The 19,558-nt window shown below is 72.6% G+C and carries 19 protein-coding genes, 1 tRNA gene and 1 pseudogene; 10 read left to right on the forward strand and 11 right to left on the reverse strand.

Annotation, left to right across the window (positions count from 1 at the left end; genetic code table 11):
* Nucleotides 1-57 precede the first annotated feature (57 nt).
* Nucleotides 58-1,755 (forward strand): phenylacetic acid degradation protein PaaN, encoded by a 1,698-nt coding sequence (gene paaN, locus OG386_RS22200; RefSeq protein ID WP_328789601.1) that lies wholly within the window; start codon nucleotides 58-60, stop codon nucleotides 1,753-1,755.
* A 45-nt stretch (nucleotides 1,756-1,800) separates the two neighbouring features.
* Here paaN and OG386_RS22205 read toward each other — a convergent pair whose 3' ends face one another.
* Nucleotides 1,801-2,448 (reverse strand): MerR family transcriptional regulator, encoded by a 648-nt coding sequence (locus tag OG386_RS22205; RefSeq protein WP_328789602.1) that lies wholly within the window; start codon nucleotides 2,446-2,448, stop codon nucleotides 1,801-1,803.
* Nucleotides 2,449-2,551: 103 nt separating this feature from the next.
* Between OG386_RS22205 and OG386_RS22210 the strand changes: the two are divergent.
* Nucleotides 2,552-3,487: pseudogene (locus tag OG386_RS22210) on the forward strand (hypothetical protein); the annotation flags it as partial.
* Here OG386_RS22210 and OG386_RS22215 read toward each other — a convergent pair.
* The 3 genes from OG386_RS22215 to OG386_RS22225 form a co-directional block, all read right to left on the reverse strand.
* Nucleotides 3,440-4,201, reverse strand: a complete 762-nt coding sequence (locus tag OG386_RS22215) for a TrmH family RNA methyltransferase (RefSeq protein ID WP_328789603.1) — start codon at nucleotides 4,199-4,201, stop codon at nucleotides 3,440-3,442. The pseudogene OG386_RS22210 and the gene OG386_RS22215 sit on opposite strands and share 48 nt — an antisense overlap.
* 112 nt (nucleotides 4,202-4,313) lie before the next feature.
* Nucleotides 4,314-5,486, reverse strand: coding sequence for an HTTM domain-containing protein (locus OG386_RS22220; RefSeq protein WP_405788044.1), 1,173 nt, complete (start codon nucleotides 5,484-5,486; stop codon nucleotides 4,314-4,316).
* Nucleotides 5,474-6,043: a DUF5819 family protein gene (locus OG386_RS22225; RefSeq protein ID WP_328789604.1), complete on the reverse strand. Its 570-nt coding sequence runs from the start codon at nucleotides 6,041-6,043 to the stop codon at nucleotides 5,474-5,476. The genes OG386_RS22220 and OG386_RS22225 overlap by 13 nt, the downstream gene beginning before the upstream one ends.
* A gap of 228 nt (nucleotides 6,044-6,271) precedes the next feature.
* Here OG386_RS22225 and paaA point away from each other — a divergent pair, with 228 nt between their 5' ends.
* The 6 genes from paaA to OG386_RS22255 all read left to right on the forward strand — a co-directional run bounded on the left by paaA (nucleotide 6,272) and on the right by OG386_RS22255 (nucleotide 11,230).
* The gene (gene paaA / locus OG386_RS22230; protein WP_405788041.1) at nucleotides 6,272-7,333 is read left to right on the forward strand and encodes a 1,2-phenylacetyl-CoA epoxidase subunit PaaA; all 1,062 of its coding nucleotides are present in this window, start codon (nucleotides 6,272-6,274) and stop codon (nucleotides 7,331-7,333) included.
* Entirely contained in the window at nucleotides 7,330-7,614 is a 285-nt protein-coding gene (gene paaB / locus OG386_RS22235) for a 1,2-phenylacetyl-CoA epoxidase subunit PaaB (protein WP_030009045.1), read from the forward strand. Before paaA ends, paaB begins: the two co-directional genes overlap by 4 nt.
* Nucleotides 7,611-8,354: a 1,2-phenylacetyl-CoA epoxidase subunit PaaC gene (gene paaC, locus OG386_RS22240; protein ID WP_327384287.1), complete on the forward strand. Its 744-nt coding sequence runs from the start codon at nucleotides 7,611-7,613 to the stop codon at nucleotides 8,352-8,354. Before paaB ends, paaC begins: the two co-directional genes overlap by 4 nt.
* Entirely contained in the window at nucleotides 8,348-8,854 is a 507-nt protein-coding gene (gene paaD / locus OG386_RS22245; RefSeq protein WP_327384288.1) for a 1,2-phenylacetyl-CoA epoxidase subunit PaaD, read from the forward strand. The genes paaC and paaD overlap by 7 nt, the downstream gene beginning before the upstream one ends.
* Nucleotides 8,855-9,958, forward strand: coding sequence for a 1,2-phenylacetyl-CoA epoxidase subunit PaaE (gene paaE, locus OG386_RS22250; protein ID WP_328789606.1), 1,104 nt, complete (start codon nucleotides 8,855-8,857; stop codon nucleotides 9,956-9,958).
* 129 nt (nucleotides 9,959-10,087) lie between these two features.
* A complete protein-coding gene (locus OG386_RS22255) occupies nucleotides 10,088-11,230 on the forward strand; it encodes an acyl-CoA dehydrogenase family protein (RefSeq protein WP_328789607.1) in 1,143 nt (380 codons plus the stop codon).
* Nucleotides 11,231-11,257: 27 nt separating this feature from the next.
* On the opposite strand, the gene OG386_RS22260 is transcribed toward OG386_RS22255, so the two are convergent.
* The 7 genes from OG386_RS22260 to OG386_RS22290 all read right to left on the reverse strand — a co-directional run bounded on the left by OG386_RS22260 (nucleotide 11,258) and on the right by OG386_RS22290 (nucleotide 17,808).
* Nucleotides 11,258-11,602: a rhodanese-like domain-containing protein gene (locus OG386_RS22260; RefSeq protein ID WP_109779232.1), complete on the reverse strand. Its 345-nt coding sequence runs from the start codon at nucleotides 11,600-11,602 to the stop codon at nucleotides 11,258-11,260.
* A gap of 69 nt (nucleotides 11,603-11,671) precedes the next feature.
* Nucleotides 11,672-12,433 carry a hypothetical protein gene (locus OG386_RS22265; RefSeq protein WP_328793315.1) on the reverse strand — a complete coding sequence of 254 codons (762 nt, stop codon included), beginning with the start codon at nucleotides 12,431-12,433 and terminating at the stop codon, nucleotides 11,672-11,674.
* 159 nt (nucleotides 12,434-12,592) lie between these two features.
* The gene (locus OG386_RS22270; RefSeq protein ID WP_328789608.1) at nucleotides 12,593-13,993 is read right to left on the reverse strand and encodes a DUF2252 domain-containing protein; all 1,401 of its coding nucleotides are present in this window, start codon (nucleotides 13,991-13,993) and stop codon (nucleotides 12,593-12,595) included.
* A gap of 57 nt (nucleotides 13,994-14,050) precedes the next feature.
* Complete coding sequence (locus OG386_RS22275) at nucleotides 14,051-14,710, reverse strand: response regulator transcription factor (protein ID WP_328789609.1); 660 nt, start codon at nucleotides 14,708-14,710, stop codon at nucleotides 14,051-14,053.
* 9 nt (nucleotides 14,711-14,719) lie between these two features.
* Nucleotides 14,720-16,414: a sensor histidine kinase gene (locus OG386_RS22280; protein ID WP_328789610.1), complete on the reverse strand. Its 1,695-nt coding sequence runs from the start codon at nucleotides 16,412-16,414 to the stop codon at nucleotides 14,720-14,722.
* A 107-nt stretch (nucleotides 16,415-16,521) separates the two neighbouring features.
* The gene (locus OG386_RS22285) at nucleotides 16,522-17,505 is read right to left on the reverse strand and encodes a YrhB domain-containing protein (protein WP_328789611.1); all 984 of its coding nucleotides are present in this window, start codon (nucleotides 17,503-17,505) and stop codon (nucleotides 16,522-16,524) included.
* A 220-nt stretch (nucleotides 17,506-17,725) separates the two neighbouring features.
* Nucleotides 17,726-17,808, reverse strand: a tRNA-Leu gene (locus tag OG386_RS22290).
* A gap of 293 nt (nucleotides 17,809-18,101) precedes the next feature.
* On the opposite strand from OG386_RS22290, the gene OG386_RS22295 reads away from it, so the two are divergent.
* Nucleotides 18,102-18,959: a DUF3662 and FHA domain-containing protein gene (locus tag OG386_RS22295; RefSeq protein WP_328789612.1), complete on the forward strand. Its 858-nt coding sequence runs from the start codon at nucleotides 18,102-18,104 to the stop codon at nucleotides 18,957-18,959.
* A 10-nt stretch (nucleotides 18,960-18,969) separates the two neighbouring features.
* Complete coding sequence (locus tag OG386_RS22300; protein WP_030013067.1) at nucleotides 18,970-19,473, forward strand: FHA domain-containing protein FhaB/FipA; 504 nt, start codon at nucleotides 18,970-18,972, stop codon at nucleotides 19,471-19,473.
* Nucleotides 19,474-19,558: the final 85 nt, after the last annotated feature.

A 19,558-nucleotide genomic window follows, 5' to 3' on the forward strand; every position in this document is an offset into this window, starting at 1 on the left:
GTTACTCTAACTCCAGTCTGCTCTCCTTCGCCCGGCTCAACGAGGAGTTGGTCCCTGATGGCCGCCGAGCTCACCGTCCCCCAGCTGTCCGCCAAGCACCGGCCCACCCTGGACCAGGCCCTGTCGGCGATCCGCAGCCGCGCCTACTGGTCCCCGCATCCCGAACACCCCAAGGCGTACGGCGAGACCGCGCCCGCCGACGGTCTCGCCGCCTTCGAGGCCGTGCGCGGCACGCGGCTGGACCTGGGCCAGCCCGGCACCGACGGCTGGACGGGCGCCGAGGTGTCTCCGTTCGGCCCGGAGCTGGGCGTCGAGTACCCCCACGTGGACCCGGACGTGCTGCTGCCCGCGATGAAGGCCGGCATGGGTGCCTGGCGCGACGCGGGACCCGAGGCGCGCGCCCTGGTCTGCATCGAGATCCTGTCCCGCATCTCCGCCCGGACCCACGAGTTCGCGCACGCGGTCATGCACACCAGCGGCCAGGCCTTCATGATGGCGTTCCAGGCCGGCGGCCCGCACGCGCAGGACCGTGGCCTGGAGGCCGTGGCCTACGCGTACGAGGAGCAGACCCGGGTCCCGGGCCAGGCCGACTGGTCGAAGCCGCAGGGCAAGAAGGACCCGCTGGAGCTCGGCAAGACCTTCACCGCCGTCCCGCGCGGTATCGCCCTCATGATCGGCTGCAACACCTTCCCGACCTGGAACGGCTACCCCGGCCTGTTCGCCTCCCTCGCCACCGGCAACGCGGTGCTGGTCAAGCCGCACCCGCGGGCCGTGCTGCCGCTCGCGCTGACCGTCCAGGTCGCCCGGGAGGTCCTGGCCGAGGCGGGCTTCGACCCGAACCTGGTGGCGCTCGCGGTCGAGCGCCCGGGCGAGGGCATCGCCAAGGCCCTCGCGGTCCGCCCCGAGATCAAGCTGATCGACTACACCGGGTCCACGGAGTTCGGCGACTGGCTGGAGACCAACGCCCGCCAGGCGCAGGTCTACACGGAGAAGGCCGGCGTCAACACCGTCGTCCTGGACTCCACCGACAACTACAAGGGCATGCTGTCCAACCTGGCGTTCTCGCTGTCCCTGTACAGCGGCCAGATGTGCACCACCCCGCAGAACCTGCTGATCCCGCGCGACGGCATCGCGACGGACGCCGGCCACAAGAGCTACGACGAGGTCGTCGCCGACCTCGCGGCTTCGGTCGGCGGCCTGCTGGGCGACGACGCCCGGGCCAACGCGCTGCTCGGCGCACTGGTCAACCCGGACGTCAAGACGCGGCTCGAGGCCGCGGCCGCCCTGGGCGAGGTCGCGCTGGCCTCCCGTGAGGTCGTGAACCCCGAGTTCCCGGACGCGGTGGTCCGCACCCCCGTCATGGTCAAGCTGGACGCCGCACGCAAATATTGGGATGTGGCGGACCCGGAGGCGCCGTACCTCTCCGAGTGCTTCGGCCCGGTCTCCTTCGCGGTGGCCGTGGACACCACCGCCGACGCCCTCGACCTGCTGCGCCGCACGGTGCGGGAGAAGGGCGCCATGACGGTGGGCGCGTACACCACGTCCTCCGACACCGAGCGGGCCATCGAGGAGGTCTGCCTGGAGGAGTCCGCGCAGCTCTCCCTGAACCTGACCGGCGGGGTGTTCGTCAACCAGACCGCCGCGTTCTCGGACTTCCACGGCTCCGGCGGCAACCCGGCCGCCAACGCGGCCCTGTGCGACGGCGCCTTCGTCGCGAACCGCTTCCGGGTGGTGGAGGTCCGCCGCCAGGCGTAACCGCGTCACCGCAACACCCCGGCCCGGGTGGACCGCGCCCTCCTCCTACTCCTGCCGCTCCTCGGCGAAGAGGCGGGAGGACGCGTCCACCTGGGCCATCCTGCGCAGGGCCGCGAACACCGCGTCGCCCACCACCGTGCCCACGACCACCGACTCGACCAGGTCCTCGCGGTCCGCGTGGCGGGCCGTGTACTCCAGGTCCACCCGGGCCACCCGCTCGGCCGCGTCGGCGTAGTCGTCGAGCAGTTCGGCGAAGGAGCCGTGGCCCACCCGCGCGAGTGAGGCGAGGGCGGCCGCCAGCGCGTCGGCCGCCTTGTTCCCGGGCTGGATGCACCAGCCGCGCGCCTCGATCAGCCGCGCCACCCGCTCCCGGGCCAGCACCGCCTCGGCGTCGTCATGGCCCCCGACGTCGCCGTACTCGGGCACCAGCCGCTGGGCCGCGGCGCCGAGGAGCTTGTGCACCGGCTGCTCCTTGTCGTCGATGGCCACGAGGACGTCCCCGATGGCCGCCACCGACAGCCCGCCGACCTCCAGCAGGGCGCGGATCAGCCGCAGCCGCCGCTCGTGCCCGTCGTCGTAGCTGGCCTGGTTGGGGCTGCTCAGCTCGCCCGGCGGAAGCAGGCCCTCCCGGACGTAGTACTTGATCGTCGGTACCGGGACCCCGGTCCGGCGGCTCAACTCTCCGATGCGCATGGCGTTTTCACTCGCTTCTTCTTCTTGCCCCGTCCCCGCCCATCATAGATAGTGGGGCTATCAGATAGCGGCGAGCGTCACTATCCATTCTCTTGGGGGTCCCATGCCTGCGTTACGTACCTGGCACCGTCCACTGACCGTGTTCGCCGCCGTGATGGTGGTGTGGGCCGCCGGCTCGGCCGTGGGTCTCGCCGTCGACGGCCGCATGCTGGTCGGCGCCCCGATCTGGGCCAAGCCCTTCAAGTTCGCCGTCTCCTTCGTCGGCTACGCGCTCAGCCTGGCCTGGATGCTCTCCCTGGCCGTCGCCGCCCGCCCTCGCCTGCGCAGGCCCGCCTGGTGGGCCGGTACCGTCGTCGTCGCGGCGAGCACGGTGGAAATGCTGATCATGACGGGTCAGGTGGTCCGCGGCCGGCAGAGCCACTTCAACCGGCAGACCCCCCTCGACGCGCAGATCTACGGCGCCATGGCCGTCACCGTCGTCGTGCTGTGGACGGCCACGCTCGTCATCGCCGTCCTGCTCTTCCGGTCCCGCGTGGTCGACCGGGCCACCACCTGGTCGATCCGGATCGCCGCCGTCCTCGCCCTCGCGGGCGCGGGGCTCGGCTTCCTGATGACCACCCCCACCGAGGCCCAGCTCGCGGTCGACGACGTACCGGTGGCGGGCGCCCACAGCGTGGGAGTGCCGGACGGCGGACCCGCCATGCCGCTGACCGGCTGGTCGACCACGGGCGGTGACCTGCGCATCCCGCACTTCTTCGGCATGCACGCGCTCCAGTTGCTGCCGCTGTTCGTGCTCGTGCTGGCCGCCCTCGCCGGCCGCTTCGCCCTGCTGCGCCGGGAGCGGGTGCGGCTGCGGCTGACCCTGGTCGCGGCCGGGGTCTACGCGGCGGTGTTCGCGCTGGTGACCTGGCAGGCACTGCGCGGCCAGGCGCTGGTCCACCCGGACGGGGCGACGCTCGGCGCGGCCGCGGCGATCGTGGCCGGGGGAATCCTAGGAGTCCTCGCCGCCCTGTTCGTGGGCCGGGGGGCCGCCCCAGTGGAAGAGGGTCATGGCCACGCTGGTGGCGAGGTTGTAGCTGGAGACCTGGGGGCGCATCGGCAGGGAGACGAGGTGGTCCGCCCGGGCGCGCAGCTCCGGTGAGATCCCGTGCCGCTCCGAGCCGAAGGCGAGCAGGGCGTCGTCCGGGAGGGTGAGGGCGCGGATGTCCACGCCCTCCGGGTCGAGCGCGTAGAGCGGCCCGGGCGGCAGCTCGTCCAGTGCGAGGCGCTCGACGGTGGTGGCGTAGTGCAGCCCGGCCCCGGCCCGGACCACGTTCGGGTGCCAGGGGTCGAGGTCGCCGCGGGTGACGACACCGGTGGCGCCGAAGCCGGCGGCGAGCCGGACGACGGCTCCGACGTTGCCCAGATTGCGGGGGTTGTCGAGGACGACGACCGGCGCCGGCCGTGGCATCCGCCCCAGCCCCGCGAGGCCGGCGGCCCGGTCGGGCCGTACCGCGAGGGCCGCGACCCCGGTGGGGTGCACGCGCGGCAGCACCTCCTTGAGCGCGGCCCGCCGCACCAGCCGCACCACGGCGGCCTCGACGTCCGGAGCCAGCTCACGGGCCAGCGCCCGTACGGCGCCGGGGTCCTCGGCGATGACCATCCGCACGTCGGCCCCGAACCGCAGGGCGTGCTTCAGTGCGTGAAACCCGTCGAGCAGCACGAGATCCCCCGCCTGCTCGGCCTCCCGCCATTCCCGCACCGTGTCGTCCATACCCCGACCCTAAGCTCCGCCGCAGGGCTCGCGGACCGGACGATCCGGCCTCGCCGGCGTTTGAGGCGCGGGGTCCGGTGCGGAGCCCCGGGAGCGGCGCCGCAGGGCGCCGTCAGCGCTGTGCGGGCACCTGCGCCGGCACCGGGTCGGCGGGATCCGCCACCGGCTCCACCGCACGCCGCCGTCGCGTGACGGCCCGCGCTCCCAGCCACACCAGGAACCCGGTCGGCAGGAACACCGCGTCCGCGGCGATCATCGCCAACGAGAAGAACGGCAGCCCCAGCAGCACCGCGATCCCCACGTGCTCCAGCATCATCAACGCCAGCAGCACGTTCTTGATCCGCCGGTTGAACAGCGTGAACGGGAACGCGACCTGCACCACCACCGTCCCGTACGACAGCAGCATGACCAGCGTCCCGCTCCCCGCCACCAGCGCCGACAGCGCCGGCCACGGGGTGAAGTAGTCCAGCCCCAGCGGGTAGTACAGGGCGGTCCCGTCCTGCCACCGGGACCCCTGGATCTTGTACCAGCCCGCCGTCGCGTAGATCAGACAGACCTCCGCCATGATCACCAGCATGCCCGCGTTGTGCAGCAGGTTGGCCAGGACGTCCAGGAACGCCCGCGCCTCGCCCTCCGGCTCGTGGCGGTCGACCAACCACCACAGCCCGCAGACCACCCACACCGCCGCGAACGCCGCCAGCCAGCCGTAGCCGAACCGGCCGGTGCCCCCTCCGAAGACGAACACCGCGCCCAGCACGCCCCACAGCACCGGCCCGGCCGCCCCGGCCGTCGCCGAGCCGTGCGTACGGGCCCTGCGCGCGTCCAGCGACCAGACCTGCGCGCACCGGGTCAGCACCAGGTAGATCGCCATCAGGTGGATGACGTTGTCCCCGCCGTCGCCCATGAACACGCTGCGGTTCTGCAGCGACAGCACGCCGACCATGAAGACCACGGACGTCGCCCGCGTCCGCCAGCCCAGCAGCAGCCCCGCGCTCGCCAGCACGGACACCGCGTAGACGAGCTCGAACCACAGCGTCGAGTCCGACCACATCAGCACCGTGAAGGCGTGGTTGGAATCGATCAGCCGCTCCGCGAGGTCCCAGCTCCACGGCCCGTCCGGCCCGTACAGCTCGGCGCGGTTGGGGAACTCGCGCAGCAGGAAGAAGAGCCAGGTCGCGGCGAAGCCGATGCGGACCACGGCGCTCTGGTACGGACCCAGCGCCTGCCCGGTGATCTGCGCGACCGCCCGGCCCGCCGCCTCGCGGGCGCGCCTCACACCGTCCACCACGGCAGCTCCCGGTAGTAGGTCTGGGTGTCGGTGGTCTCGGTGCTCCACTTCGGCGCGGGCACCGCCGTGGTCGCCGAGCGCAACTGGATCCGCAGGACGGTCCCGTCCCGCGGTTGCGGGGGGAACCTGTTCAGCGCGATCCGCCGGAGGTACTCCTCGGACAGTTGCCCGCGCTCGCCGTTCGGCCTGTTGTCCTCGTCGTGGGAGCCGGTGAAGAAGTCCCAGGCGCGGCGGAGCTCGTTCTGCCGGGTGTGGCTCGGCAGCAGGCTGTGCCGGATGGCCTCGCCGTCCTCGGCGCTCAGGTCGTGCCAGGGGGTGGTGACCACCTCGCCGCCGGCGGCCCTGACCTCCGCACGCGCCTCCACCGCGATGTTCTGCTGCAGCGGGTTGGGGGCGAACAGCTTCCAGTTCTGCTCGAACTCGGGGTAGACCCAGGCGTCGATCGTCTTCGCGTGCTGCGTGCTGAGGGTGTTGCTCGGGGCCACGTGCAGGAAGACGAGCGCGAGGTGCGCGCAGGCGCCGACCGCGATCACCCCCAGGGCCAGTGCGGTCATGACCCGGAACGGGGCGGACAGACCGGCGATTCCGGGCGTCCGCGGGAGTGGCGGAGCGGCCCCTTCAGAGGGCTCGTGCTCGTTCGAATCCATCCCCACCCGATCGTCCGGCATCCACAGGGTTGACCTCAGAGGTTGACACCCTACGGGCCGCCCGCTCACCATTGAAGCGAATGAACCGAACGATCGGTCGGTCGGGCGGACAGCGGACTCTGGCAGGGGGCCGGAATGGTGGCAGTGACCCCGGAGACGGGGCCGGACACGGCCCTCGGGACAGACGGGACGGACGGGACAGGCATGACTGCTGACCTGGGCGCACAGCTCGCGGCGGCATTCGACGCGGCCGTGGCGGCCGACGAGCGCGTGGAGCCGCGCGACTGGATGCCGGACGAGTACCGCGCCTCCCTGGTGCGCCAGATGGCGCAGCACGCCCATTCCGAGATCATCGGCATGCAGCCCGAAGCCAACTGGATCACCCGCGCGCCCTCGCTGCGCCGCAAGGCGATCCTGATGGCCAAGGTCCAGGACGAGGCCGGCCACGGGCTGTACCTCTACAGCGCGGCCGAGACCCTCGGCACCAGCCGCGACGAGCTGCTCGACAAGCTCCACTCGGGCAAGCAGAAGTACTCCTCGATCTTCAACTACCCCACCCTGACCTGGGCGGACGTCGGCGCCATCGGCTGGCTCGTGGACGGCGCGGCGATCACCAACCAGGTGCCGATCTGCCGCTGCTCCTACGGGCCCTACGCCCGCGCCATGGTCCGGATCTGCAAGGAGGAGTCCTTCCACCAGCGCCAGGGGTACGAGCTGCTCCTCGCCCTCTCGCAGGGCACCGAGGCACAGCACGCGATGGCCCAGGACGCGGTGGACCGGTGGTGGTGGCCGTCGCTGATGATGTTCGGCCCGCCGGACGACGAGTCGGCGCACTCGGCCCAGTCGATGGCCTGGCGCATCAAGCGGCACTCGAACGACGAGCTGCGCCAGCGGTTCGTGGACATCGCCGTCCCGCAGGCCGAGTCCCTCGGTCTGACCCTGCCCGACCCGGACCTGAAGTGGAACGAGGAGCGCGGCCACCACGACTTCGGCGCCATCGACTGGGCCGAGTTCTGGAACGTGCTCAAGGGCAACGGCCCCTGCAACGAGGAGCGGATCGGCCAGCGGCGCAAGGCCCACGAGGAAGGCGCCTGGGTGCGCGACGCGGCCGCCGCGTATGCGCGCAAGCAGACGGCACAGCAGGTGGCACAGCAAGCGGCGAAGCACGCCGGACAGAACGAGGAGGCACGGGTATGACGCAGAACTGGCCCCTGTGGGAGGTCTTCGTGCGCTCGCGCCGCGGCCTCTCGCACACGCACGCGGGCAGCCTGCACGCCCCCGACGCGGAGATGGCCCTGCGCAACGCCCGCGATCTCTACACCCGGCGCGGCGAGGGCATCTCGATCTGGGTGGTGCCCTCCACCGAGATCACCGCCTCCTCGCCGGACGAGCGGGACCCGTTCTTCGCGCCGTCCGCCGACAAGCCGTACCGGCACCCCACCTTCTACGACATCCCGGAGGGGGTGAGCCACCTGTGACCAGCACCGACACCACGCGCCTCACCGGCGCCGGCGCCGCGGCGGCACTCGCTCTCGGCGACGACGCGCTGATCCTCTCCCACCGCCTCGGCGAATGGGCCGGACACGCCCCCGTCCTGGAGGAGGAGGTCGCCCTCGCCAACATCGCCCTCGACCTGCTCGGCCAGGCCCGGATCCTGCTGTCCATGGTCGGCGACGAGGACGAGCTGGCGTACCTGCGCGAGGAGCGGTCCTTCCGCAACCTCCAGCTGGTCGAGCAGCCGAACGGTGACTTCGCCCACACCATCGCCCGCCAGCTCTACTTCTCCTTCTACCAGCACGAGGTCTACGGGGAGCTCGCCCGCGGGGACGGCCCGTTCGCGCCGCTGGCGGCCAAGGCCGTCAAGGAGACCGCGTACCACCGCGACCACGCCGAGCAGTGGACCCTGCGGCTCGGGGACGGCACCGAGGAGAGCCGCAGCCGGATGCGGGCGGCCCTCGACGCGCTGTGGAAGTACACCGGCGAGATGTTCCAGCCGGTGGAGGGCCTCGACGGCCTGGACCTGACCGCCCTGGAGCAGCGCTGGCTGGCCGCGCTGACCGGCGTACTGGACCAGGCCGGCCTCGACCTGCCCCAGGGGCCGCGCACCGGCGCCTGGGCGGCCGGGGCCGGACGCCAGGGCCTGCACACCGAGTCCTTCGGCCGGATGCTCGCCGAGATGCAGCACCTGCACCGCAGCCACCCGGGGGCCTCATGGTGACCACCGACGCCGGAACGACCCGCCTGGAGGCGGAACTGGCCGCGCTGGCCGGCTCCGTCCCGGACCCGGAGCTGCCCGTGCTCACCCTCGGTGAGCTCGGTGTGGTGCGCGGGGTGCGGATGCACGAGGACGGCCACGCCGAGGTCACCCTGACCCCGACCTACACCGGCTGCCCGGCCATCGAAGCCATGTCCGCCGACATCGAGCGGGCCTTGACCGGCCACGGCATCCCCGAGGTGCGGGTGACCACCGTGCTGGCCCCCGCCTGGTCGACCGACGACATCAGCGCCGAGGGCCGCCGCAAGCTCGCCGAGTTCGGCATCGCCCCGCCCCGGCCGCACGCGGCCGGGGGACCGGTCCCGCTGACCCTGTCGGTGCGGTGCCCGAACTGCGGATCGACCGACACCGAGCTGCTCAGCCGCTTCTCCTCCACCGCGTGCAAGGCGCTGCGTCGCTGCACCTCCTGCCGCGAACCGTTCGACCACTTCAAGGAGCTCTAGATGGCCGCCCCCCGCCACGGCGCGTTCCACCCGCTGACGGTGGCGGCTGTCGACCGGCTCACCGACGATTCGGTGGCACTGACCCTGCGGGTTCCCGAGGAGCTGCGCGAGGACTACCGGCACGCCCCGGGCCAGCACCTGACGCTGCGCCGCGCCGCCCCCGAGGGCGGCGCCGAGGTCCGCCGCACCTACTCGATCTGCTCCCCGGCACCGTCCGCGGACGGCCCGGGCCCGGAGCGGCTGCGGGTCGGGGTGCGGCTGGTGGAGGGCGGCGAGTTCTCCACCTTCGCCCACAAGGAGATCGCCGCCGGGGACGTGCTGGAGGTCATGGTCCCGGCCGGGCGCTTCGTGCTGGAGCCCACCGCCGCCCCGGCCTCGGGGCACTACGCGGCGATCGTCGGCGGCAGCGGCATCACGCCCGTGCTGTCGATCGCGGCGAGCCTGCTGGCCGCCCGGCCCGACGCCCGTTTCTGCCTCGTGCGCAGCGACCGTACGGCGGCCTCGACGATGTTCCTGGAGGAGGTCGCCGACCTCAAGGACCGGTATCCGGCGCGGTTCCAGCTGGTGACGGTCCTCTCCCGGGAGGAGCAGGAGTCCGGGCTGCCCTCCGGGCGGCTGGACGAGGAGCGGCTGGCGTCCCTGCTGCCCGCGCTGTTGCCGGTGACGGAGGTGACCGGCTGGTTCCTGTGCGGCCCGTACGGCCTGGTGCAGGGCGCGGAGCGGGCCCTGGGCGCGCTCGGCGTCGCACGGACCCGGGTGCACGAGGAGATCTTCCACGTCGAGGACACCACGCCGACGGCCCGCCCCGCGGGTTCCCCGGCCCCCGCGCACGGGCGGGTCACCGCCCGCCTCGACGGCCGTTCCGGCACCTGGCCGGTCCAGGACGGCGAGTCCCTGCTGGACGCGGTGCTCCGCAACCGCGCGGACGCCCCGTACGCCTGCAAGGGCGGCGTCTGCGGCACCTGCCGGGCGTTCGTGGTCTCGGGCGAGGTCCGGATGGAGCGCAACTTCGCGCTGGAGGCCGAGGAGACGGAGGCCGGATTCGTCCTGGCCTGCCAGTCGCACCCGGTCACGGAGGAAGTGGAGATCGACTTCGACCGCTGAGCGGGACGACGTCCCTCGGGTCCGGCCCCTGTCCCACGACAGGGGCCTGTCCATTTTCAAGAACCTGTTCTATCTTGACGCACCGTCAGACGCGACACCGTCAGACCCGAACGTGCGGGAGGACAGGCAGTGGACTTCACCTTCACCGAGGAGCAGCAGGCCGCCGTCGAGGCGGCCCGGGCCGTCTTCGCGGATGTCGCGCCCGACGGGGTGCCCAGCCCCGCACTGACCCCGGGGGCCGTCGCCGACGACTTCGACCGCCCGTTGTGGGCCAAGCTCGCCTCATCGGACCTGCTGAGCCTGGTCCTCGCCGAAGAGCACGGGGGAGCGGGCCTGGACGCCGTCGCCCTGTGCCTGGTGCTGCGCGAAGCCGCGAAGGTGCTGGCACGGGTCCCGCTGCTGGAACACTGCGCCACCGCCATGGCCGTGCAGGCCCACGGCAGTCCCGAACTGGCCGCCGCCCTGCTGCCCGGCGCGGGGCGCGGCACGCTCGTGCTCACCGCCGCCGCCCACGGACGCTCCGGCCACGACCCGGCCGAACTCGCCGTCACCGCCCGCCGCGAGGGCGAGGCGTGGATCCTGGAGGGCACGCAGACCGCGGTCCCCTGGGCGCACGGCGCGGACTGGATCGCCGTACCCGCGCACACCGGCGAGGGCGAGGCAGTCCTCGCGCTCGTCCCGCGGGCCGCCGAAGGGCTGGCCCTCGCCGAGCAGGTCTCCACCAGTGGGGAGCGGCTCGCCGAACTCGCCCTCGACGGCGTGCGGGTGGCCGGGACGCACCTCATCGAAACCCCGGGAGCCTGGGAACGGCTGCGCCAGCTCCTCGCCACCGGGACCTGCGCGATGGCGCTCGGACTCGGCGAGAACGTCCTCACCATGACCAGCGGGTACACCGCCAAGCGCGAACAGTTCGGCTTTCCGGTGGCCACCTTCCAGGCCGTCGCCGTCCAGGCGGCCGACCGGTACATCGACCTGCGCGCCATGGAGGTCACCCTGTGGCAGGCCGCCTGGCGGCTGGACGCCGCGACCGGCGGCGCCGGTGGTCCGCTGCCCGCCTCCGGTGATGTCGCGGTCGCCAAGATCTGGGCCTCGGAGGGCGTGCGCCGCGTCGTACAGACCGCCCAGCACCTGCACGGCGGCTTCGGCGCCGACACCGACTACCCGCTGCACCGCTACCACGCCTGGGCCAAGCAGTTGGAGCTCCAGCTCGGCCCGGCTGCCGCCCACGAGGAGGCCCTGGGCGACCTGCTGGCCGCCCACCCCCTCGCCTGAGCCGGCTCCGCGCCGGGCGCTGTCGGTCTAGAGCACGAAGGCCGGGTTCCCGTTGTCCGTCACCATCGGGCGCCCGGCACCGTCCCAGGCCTGCATCCCGCCGTCGACGTTCACCGCGTCGATCTCCTGGCGCACCAGGTACTGGGTGACCTGCGCGGAACGCCCGCCGACCCGGCACATCACGTACACCCGGCGGCCGTCCTCGACGGCTTCGGTCAGCTCACCGAAGCGGGCCACGAAGTCGCTCATCGGGATGTGCAGAGCACCCTCGACGTGGCCGGCCGCCCATTCGTCGTCCTCACGGACGTCGAGGACAAAGCCTTCGGAGGGCACCGCGGTGGCGTCCACCGAGGGGAGCGGTCCGAAGTTCATAGCTGTCGCCTTCTCTCTTCACGAATCTGCTGCCAACCTATCCGACCACCCGGTACGGGCGGACCGGGCTCACTCGGCGGCGAGCTCCGCCGCCAGCTCCGCCTCGCGCTCGGAGACCTGCGCGAGCAACTGCTCCGCGATCTCATCCAGCAGCCGGTCGGGGTCCTCGGGCGCCATCCGCAGCATCGACCCGATCGCGCTCTCCTCCAGCTCCTTGGCGACGAGCGACAGCAGCTCCTTGCGGCGCGCCAGCCACTCCAGCCGGGCGTACAGCTCCTCGCTCTCGCCCGGTACCGCCGCCTCGGGCGCCGGTCCGGCCGCCCACTCCTCGGCCAGCTCGCGCAGCAGCCCCTCGTCGCCGCGCCCGTAGGCCGCGTTGACCCGCGCGATGAACGCGTCGCGCCGCTCCCGCTCGCCGTCCTCCTGGGCGAGGTCGGGGTGGGCCTGACGGACCAGCTCGCGGTAGAGGCGGCGCACCTCCTCCGAGGGCCGCACCCGCTCCGGCGGCCGCACGGGCCGGTCGGTCAGCATCGCGGAGGCGTCGTCGGAGATCCCGTCCGAGCCCAGCCAGTCGTGGAACAGCTCGTCCACCCCGGGCATCGGCATGACCAGCGAGCGCGCTTCCTGCGCCCGTCGCAGGTCCTCGGGATCGCCGCTGCGGGACGCCTTCGCCTCGGCGATCAGGGCGTCCAGCTCGTCGAGCCGCGTGTACATGGGGCCCAGCTTCTGGTGGTGCAGGCGGGAGAAGTTCTCCACCTCCACCCGGAAGGTCTCCACCGCGATCTCGAACTCGATCAGCGCCTGCTCGGCGGCCCGCACGGCCCGCTCCAGGCGCGCCTCCGGGCGCTCCTCACCGGTGACGGAGGAGTCACCGGAATCACCGGGGACTGTCTGCTCAGGCTGCTCGGTCTGCTCGCTCACCCGGCCAGCCTACGGCCCGTCCGCACGGGCGGTGTTTCACGTGAAACACCGCCCCCGGCGACAGGGCCCTCAGACCCCGGTCTCCGCCGCGATCCGGCCGGCCCGCACCGCCGCCACCAGGTCGGCGTGATCGGCCTCGGTACGGTCGGCGTAGGCCACGGCGAAGGTCGCCATCGCCTCGTCCAGCTCGTCGTTCTTCCCGCAGTACCCGGCCAGCAGCCGCGGGTCGACGCTGTGCGCGTGCGCCCGGGCCAGCAGGGCGCCGGTCATCCGCCCGTAGTCGTCGATCTGCTCGACGGCCAGCGCCGCCGGATCCACGCTGCCCTTGCGGTTGCGGAACTGTCGCACCTGGAAGGGGCGGCCCTCCACCGTGGTCCAGCCCAGCATGATGTCGGAGACCACCTGCATCCGCTTCTGCCCGGCCACCACCCGGTGGCCCTCGTGCTCCTCCGGCGCCGAGACGAAGCCGAGCCCGGGCAGGTGCGGCAGCAGCACCGAGGGCCGCGCCTCCTTGACCTGGAGCACCAGCGGCTCGCCCCGGTGGTCCAGCAACAGGACCACGTACGAGCGGGTGCCGACGCTCCCGGTGCCCACCACGCGGAAGGCCACGTCCTGGATCGCGTACCGGGCCAGCAGCGGCAGCCGGTCGCCCTGGAGCGTCTGCAGGTAGGGACCGAGCGAGGTCGCCACGGCCGCCGCTTCCGCGTCCCCGACCCGGCGCAGTACGGGCAGCGCGTCGACGAAGCGGCGGCCGCCGTCCGGGCCTATCTCCGTGGACTTGGCGGCGAACCGCGCAGAGGTGTTGTTGCGGGCCTTCTCCGAGACCCGCTCCAGCGTGCCCAGCAGATCGCGGGCGTCGGCGTGCGAGACCAGTTCCTCGTCGGCGATGGCGTTCCACGCGTCGAGCGCGGGCAGCTTGGACAGGAGCCGCATGGTGCGCCGGTAGGCGCCGACCGCGTCGAGCGCGGCCGCCCTGCAGGTGTCCTCGTCCGCGCCGGCCACCCGGCCCGCCAGCACCAGCGAGGCCGCCAGCCGCTTCACGTCCCATTCCCAGGGGCCGAACACGGTCTCGTCGAAGTCGTTGAGGTCGATGACGAGCCGCCCGCGGGCATCCCCGTACAGACCGAAGTTCGCGGCGTGCGCGTCTCCGCAGATCTGCGCGCCGACCCCGGTCACCGGACCACCGGACAGGTCGTGGGCCATCAGCCCGGCCGCCCCGCGCAGGAACGCGAAGGGGTTCGCGGCCATCCGGCCGACCCTTATCGGAGTCAGCTCGGCGACCCGCCCGGCGTTGGACTCCTCCACCGCACGCACGGCGTCCGGCCGCCCGGCCGGCGCCACGAAGGCGGCGTGCGCCGACCTCGGCAGGCGGGCGCGCAGCGCCTTGCCCTCCTCCTTCGGCGAGCCGGCCGCCGCCCTCGGCGCGAAGCCCGCCACGTCCGGAATCCGCTGACCCGTCATCGCCGCCATCGACGCCGCCCCCACCCGTTCACTTCATTGATCGCTTATCGAACGGGCTGACCGTATCTACAGCCCGGCGTCCCTGGCCAGCAGCGCCGCCTGCACCCGGTTCTCGCAGTCCAGCTTCGCCAGGATCCGGCTCACGTACGTCTTCACGGTCGCCTCGCTCATGTGCAGCCGCCGGCCCGCCTCCGCGTTGGACAGCCCCTCGCCCAGCAGCGCGAGCACACCGCGCTCGCGCTGGCTGAGCTCCGCCACCTGACGCCGGGCCACCTCACCGCGCACGGCGGCCTTCCCGGACGCCAACTGGTCCACCACGTGCCGGGTGGCCCCCGGCGAGAGGTAGGCGTCCCCGGCCGCGGCCGCCCGGACCGCCCCGATCAGCTCGCCCGGAGCCGAGTCCTTCAGCAGGAACCCCGCGCCGCCCTCGCCCAGCGCCCGCAACACGTTCTCCTTCTCCCCGAAGGTGGTCAGGATCAGCGCCCGCACCTCCGGCACGGCCCGCCTCAGCTCCCCGAGCGCCGTCAGCCCGTCCATCACCGGCATCTGGATGTCCAGCAGCATCACGTCCGGCGCGTGCGAGCGGGCCAGGTCCACCGCCTCCCTGCCGTTGGCCGCCTCCGCGACGACCTCGATGTCCGGCGCCGAGGTCAGGATCATCCTGATCCCGGCCCGGATCAGTGGCTCGTCGTCGGCGATCACCACTCTGATCACTTCGGCTGTCACCCCGCGCTCCTACTGCTTGACCTCGTACTCCTGCTTTTCCACGAGCTTGCCGTCCTTGAAGCAGAACCGGAAGATCCGGTCCGTTCCCACGGCGCTCGGCTGGTTCTCGGCCAGCAGGGCCAGACATTCCGAGCCCGCCGGCCTCGTCGGCCCCTTGCGGGCGGCCCCGGCGGTCATGAAGTTCTCCCCGGTCGGCAGCCGGTCGCGGACGGACTGCTCCGACTCGCCCACGTGCACGGCGTCGAACTCGTCCCGGTCGATCATCGCGTCACTCGCCGAGTCCAACAGCAGTACCACTCCGGCGCCGAACACGATCACCAGCAGCACCACCGCCGCGAACGCGATCCCGCAGCCCACCGCGACGCCACCGGACCGGCTGGGCACGCGCACGGCCAGCTCCCGGTCCACCGCCCCCCAGTCCATCGGCTGCTCGTCCCCGCGCCCCGGCAGCGGACCGTGCGCGTGGGCCTGCTGCCCGAAGTCGTCGGCCACGTCCACCACGCCGGCCGGCTCCGCCCCGTACGGAAGGACCCCGGCCACCCGGAACCCGCCGCCCTCGACGGGGCCCGCGTGCACCATCCCGCCGACCAGCCGGGCCCGCTCGCGCAGCCCCGTCAGGCCCTGCCCGCCCGAGACCACCTCGTCGGCGGCCGGACCGGCCGACGGCCCGTTGGCGATCTCCACCACCAGCGAGTCGTCCTCGAACCGCAGCTCCACCGTGATCGAGGCCCCCGGCGCGTGCTTGTACGCGTTCGTCAGGGCCTCCTGCACGATCCGGTACGCGGCGTGGTCGCACGCCGCGACCAGCTGCCTCGGCTGCCCCGACGTGGTCAGCCGTACGTCGGTGCCCGAGCCCCGCGCCGCCTCCACGACCCCGGCGATACCGGCCACCCCGCGCGCCGCGGGTTGGGCCTCCTCCACGGGCGCGGGGGACTCGACCCCGTCGCGCAAGATGCCGACGACCTCGCGCAGCTCGTGCATCGCGGCCACCGAGGCCTGCCGCAGCACCCCCACCGCCTCGCGCTGGCGGTCGGTGAGCTGCGGATCCACCTCCAGTGCCCCGGTGTGCACGGAGATCAGGGCCAGTTGGTGACCCAGGCTGTCGTGCATGTCCTGGGCGATGCGCTGGCGCTCGCGCAGCCTCGCCTGCCCGGCGACCATGGCCCGCTCGCGCAGCAATTGACCGTTGCGCTCCTGGAGTGCGCGCAGCAGCGTGCGGCGCTGCGACCAGTACCGGCTGGCCAGACCCGGCATCACGGTCGTCGCCAGGAACATCAGCGTGGAGAACACGATCACCAGCAGCGGCTGCATCTGCGACCACTGGTCCACCACGCCGCAGCCGATCGCCGCCACGAAGGCGAGCGTGAAGGCGGCCAGGGCCCGGCCCACCCCGATGATCCGCCGCCCGGCCGACCACCCCAGGAGGGGCAGGACGAAGAAGGACCCGGGCAGGAAGTTGGCCAAGCCCGAGGCGATCACGAGCGTGCTGGCGGGCAGCCTGCGGCGCATCAGCGTCAGTACCACCGCGGCCGCGGCGCCGAGCAGCATGCGCTGCCCGGAGGCGTTGCTGACCTCCTCGATGCCCAGGCCGAGTATGGCCAGTACGCCGCCGAGCGCCAGGTCCCCCGCCAGCATCCGCCGGGTCCACGGCTCCGGGCCCCTCAGCCAGTCCCAGCCGGCCCGCGTCTTCGCCTTCGCATCCACGCGCCCGACCCTAAACACCCGCACCCCGGCCCGACCGCCCTCTTTCGTCTCACCCCGCACGACGAAAGTCGACCGGTGTCCCGTCCCCCGCCTGCCGGGGCCTGGCTTCACCGTCCCGTCGGGCCCGCGACGCGGGCGAAGACCAGCTCCAGCACGGCGACCCGGTCCAGCCGGGCCGGCCCGCCGGTCATCCCGTCCAGGAACACCACCCGACGGCCGTCGTGGTGCACGTACAGCAGGTGCCCGCTGACCTCGGCGGCGCCGATGACCCGCCGCACCCACACCACGCCCCGGGTGTCCGGCCCGGTCTCCTCGGCCCGCGCGATCACCTCGTCCCAGCTCGCGCACCGCAGCTGGCGCGCGGCCGGGAAGTGGTGGCGCAGCAGCAGTTCCCACCAGCCGGGCGCCTCGTGCGCGGGCTGCCACGGCAGCGGCGACGAGGGACTGCCCGCGAGCGCGGCGGCCGTCGTGACCACGCGGCCGCGCGCGTTCAGCCGCCACGCCTGCGCCTGCGGGTCGCGCTCGACCGGATCGTGCGCGTAGGCCGAGGCGTCGCCCCACGGATCGTTCGAAGCGGGGTGGAAGGGCTCCCCGTGGTCCTTGGGCACCACGAGCGACGCCGCCAGCATCGGCGTGCGCGGACGGCCGGGCCGCTCGGTGCTCCGACAGGCGAACAGCCAGGTCCCGGCGTCCTCGGCGACGGGCTCGATGCCCACCAGCTCGACGAGCCCGCCGTACGTGGCCAGCAGCCACTCCAGCGCGGTCTGCCACGGTGCGGCCTTCGAGGTCTTCGCCGTTCCGGCCCGCTCCCAGCCGCCGTGGCGCACGTAGGCGAGGTACTCGTCGAGGGGCAGGTGCGTCGGCGGGAAGTCCGCCCGGGACCCGTCCTTGGGCACGATCACCACTTTGTGGAACGGACCCACCGGGGGATCCCCGGCGTCGATGCCCTCCTGGGTGTCGTACCGGACGATCCAGGCCGCCTCGTGCTCCTGGGTGAGCTCCGGCCGCAGCACGATGGTCCACGGCTCCGAGGCGAACGCCTGCTCAAGACGGGCCCGGGCCGCTTCGACGGCCTCGTTCGACGTGAGCATGTCTGAATCCTGACGGTGTCGGCCGGAGGGGACACGAGCGGTCCCGCACGTCCGGCGGCCACAACTCGTCCCGTGATGCGGACAGTTGGATCACCCTAACCAGGTCCTGCGAAAAGACCACAGCTCAGGGGCCCCGAGGAGGGACGTACGTCACACACGCACCCGGGGGAAACACGAAACGGCCGCCACCGCTTTCGCAGTGACGACCGTCTCGTCGATGTGGGCGAGGGGGGATTTGAACCCCCACGTCCCGAAGGACACTGGCACCTGAAGCCAGCGCGTCTGCCGTTCCGCCACTCGCCCGAGTAGCGCCCCAGTGGATCTTCCCTTTCGGGCCTTTCCCCTGGCGACGTCGAAACATTAGCACGGAGAACGGGGAGGATTCACATCGCTTTCCCGGCACCCCCTCGGCCCGCCGCGGACGGCCCCTCCCGCACTCCGCTCCCGGTGCGGGACACTGTCCCTGGAGCGCCCCTACGATCGCTTGTGAGGACCAACACTCGTCCTCACAGGAACGATGGGGAACCACCCGAATCCGCCACGCGTGGATACGATCAGTAAGCAGTACAGGGCGACAGCGACGGAGGAGGTGCCCCATGGGAGTTCTGAAGCGGTTCGAGCAGCGACTCGAAGGTCTGGTGAACGGCACCTTCGCCAAGGTGTTCAAGTCCGAGGTCCAGCCGGTGGAGATCGCCGGAGCCCTCCAGCGGGAGTGCGACAACAACGCCACCATCTGGAACCGCGAGCGGACCGTCGTCCCCAACGACTTCATCGTCGAGCTCAGCGCCGGCGACTACGACCGTCTGAGTCCCTACTCCGGGCAGCTCGGCGACGAGCTCGCGGGCCTCGTCCGCGACTACGCCAAGCAGCAGCGCTACAGCTTCATGGGCCCCATCAAGGTCCACCTGGAGAAGGCCGACGACCTCGACACCGGGCTCTACCGGGTCCGCAGCCGCACCCTCGCCTCCAGCACCTCCCAGCCGCAGGCCGGACCACCCTCACCACAGGGCGGCTACGGCTACCCGCCGGAGAACCAGCCACAGGGCGGCTACGGATATCCCCCGGTCGCGGCCCCGCCCATGCCCAGTGCTCCGCCCCCGGGCGGACCAGGCGCCCGGCGGCCCGCTCCGGGCGGGCCCGGCGGACCGGCCCCCGCGGCCGGCCCGGGCGGCGCCCGGCGCCACTGGATCGAGATCAACGGCACCCGCCACCAGATCTCGCGCCCCACGCTCGTACTCGGCCGAAGCACGGAAGCCGACGTGCGGATCGACGACCCCGGCGTATCCCGCCGGCACTGTGAGATCCGGACCGGAACGCCCTCGACGATCCAGGATCTCGGGTCCACCAACGGCATCGTGGTGGACGGGCAGCACACCACCCGCGCTACGCTCCGCGACGGCTCGCGGATCGTCGTGGGCAGCACCACCATCATTTACCGGCAAGCCGAAGGGTGAAGCGGGGGCAATGTCAGAGCTGACCCTGACGGTCATGCGGTTGGGTTTCCTGGCCGTTCTGTGGCTGTTCGTCATCGTGGCCGTACAGGTCATCCGCAGCGATCTCTTCGGGACGCGCGTGACCCAACGCGGGTCCCGTCGTGGCGGCGGAGGCGCCGGCGGCGCCCCGCAGCAGGCGGGCCGCCAAGCCACGCCTCCGCAGCAGCGCCAGCGGCGCGGCGCACCCACCAAGCTCGTCGTCTCCGAGGGCATCCTCACGGGAACCACGGTGGCCCTCGCCGGCCAGACGATCACGCTGGGCCGCGCGCACGACTCCACGATCGTGCTGGACGACGACTACGCGTCCAGCCGCCATGCCAGGATCTATCCCGACCGTGACGGCCAGTGGATCGTCGAGGATCTCGGGTCCACCAACGGCACGTATCTCGACCGGACCCGGCTGACCACCCCGACGCCCATTCCGCCGGGCGCACCGATCCGCATCGGCAAGACCGTCATCGAGCTGCGGAAGTAGTACGAGAATGAGCGAGCGGAGCGAGCGCGCGGCGGTGATCCGTGCCACCGAGGACACGGACCCGAGCGCGCTCCCGACCGGAGGG

It is taken from the genome of Streptomyces sp. NBC_00273 (assembly GCF_036178145.1).
Classification (GTDB): domain Bacteria; phylum Actinomycetota; class Actinomycetes; order Streptomycetales; family Streptomycetaceae; genus Streptomyces.

What these genes read in the sequence shown, in the direction of transcription:
- OG386_RS22260 (WP_109779232.1), bottom strand. Translation starts at nt 11,602, where the DNA reads ATGAACTTCGGACCGCTCCCCTCGGTGGACGCCACCGCGGTGCCCTCC.
- paaN (WP_328789601.1), top strand. Translation starts at nt 58, where the DNA reads ATGGCCGCCGAGCTCACCGTCCCCCAGCTGTCCGCCAAGCACCGGCCC.
- OG386_RS22270 (WP_328789608.1), bottom strand. Translation starts at nt 13,993, where the DNA reads ATGGCGGCGATGACGGGTCAGCGGATTCCGGACGTGGCGGGCTTCGCG.
- OG386_RS22295 (WP_328789612.1), top strand. Translation starts at nt 18,102, where the DNA reads ATGGGAGTTCTGAAGCGGTTCGAGCAGCGACTCGAAGGTCTGGTGAAC.
- paaA (WP_405788041.1), top strand. Translation starts at nt 6,272, where the DNA reads ATGGTGGCAGTGACCCCGGAGACGGGGCCGGACACGGCCCTCGGGACA.
- OG386_RS22300 (WP_030013067.1), top strand. Translation starts at nt 18,970, where the DNA reads ATGTCAGAGCTGACCCTGACGGTCATGCGGTTGGGTTTCCTGGCCGTT.
- paaE (WP_328789606.1), top strand. Translation starts at nt 8,855, where the DNA reads ATGGCCGCCCCCCGCCACGGCGCGTTCCACCCGCTGACGGTGGCGGCT.
- OG386_RS22285 (WP_328789611.1), bottom strand. Translation starts at nt 17,505, where the DNA reads ATGCTCACGTCGAACGAGGCCGTCGAAGCGGCCCGGGCCCGTCTTGAG.
- OG386_RS22205 (WP_328789602.1), bottom strand. Translation starts at nt 2,448, where the DNA reads ATGCGCATCGGAGAGTTGAGCCGCCGGACCGGGGTCCCGGTACCGACG.
- paaD (WP_327384288.1), top strand. Translation starts at nt 8,348, where the DNA reads ATGGTGACCACCGACGCCGGAACGACCCGCCTGGAGGCGGAACTGGCC.
- OG386_RS22225 (WP_328789604.1), bottom strand. Translation starts at nt 6,043, where the DNA reads ATGACCGCACTGGCCCTGGGGGTGATCGCGGTCGGCGCCTGCGCGCAC.
- OG386_RS22215 (WP_328789603.1), bottom strand. Translation starts at nt 4,201, where the DNA reads ATGGACGACACGGTGCGGGAATGGCGGGAGGCCGAGCAGGCGGGGGAT.
- paaB (WP_030009045.1), top strand. Translation starts at nt 7,330, where the DNA reads ATGACGCAGAACTGGCCCCTGTGGGAGGTCTTCGTGCGCTCGCGCCGC.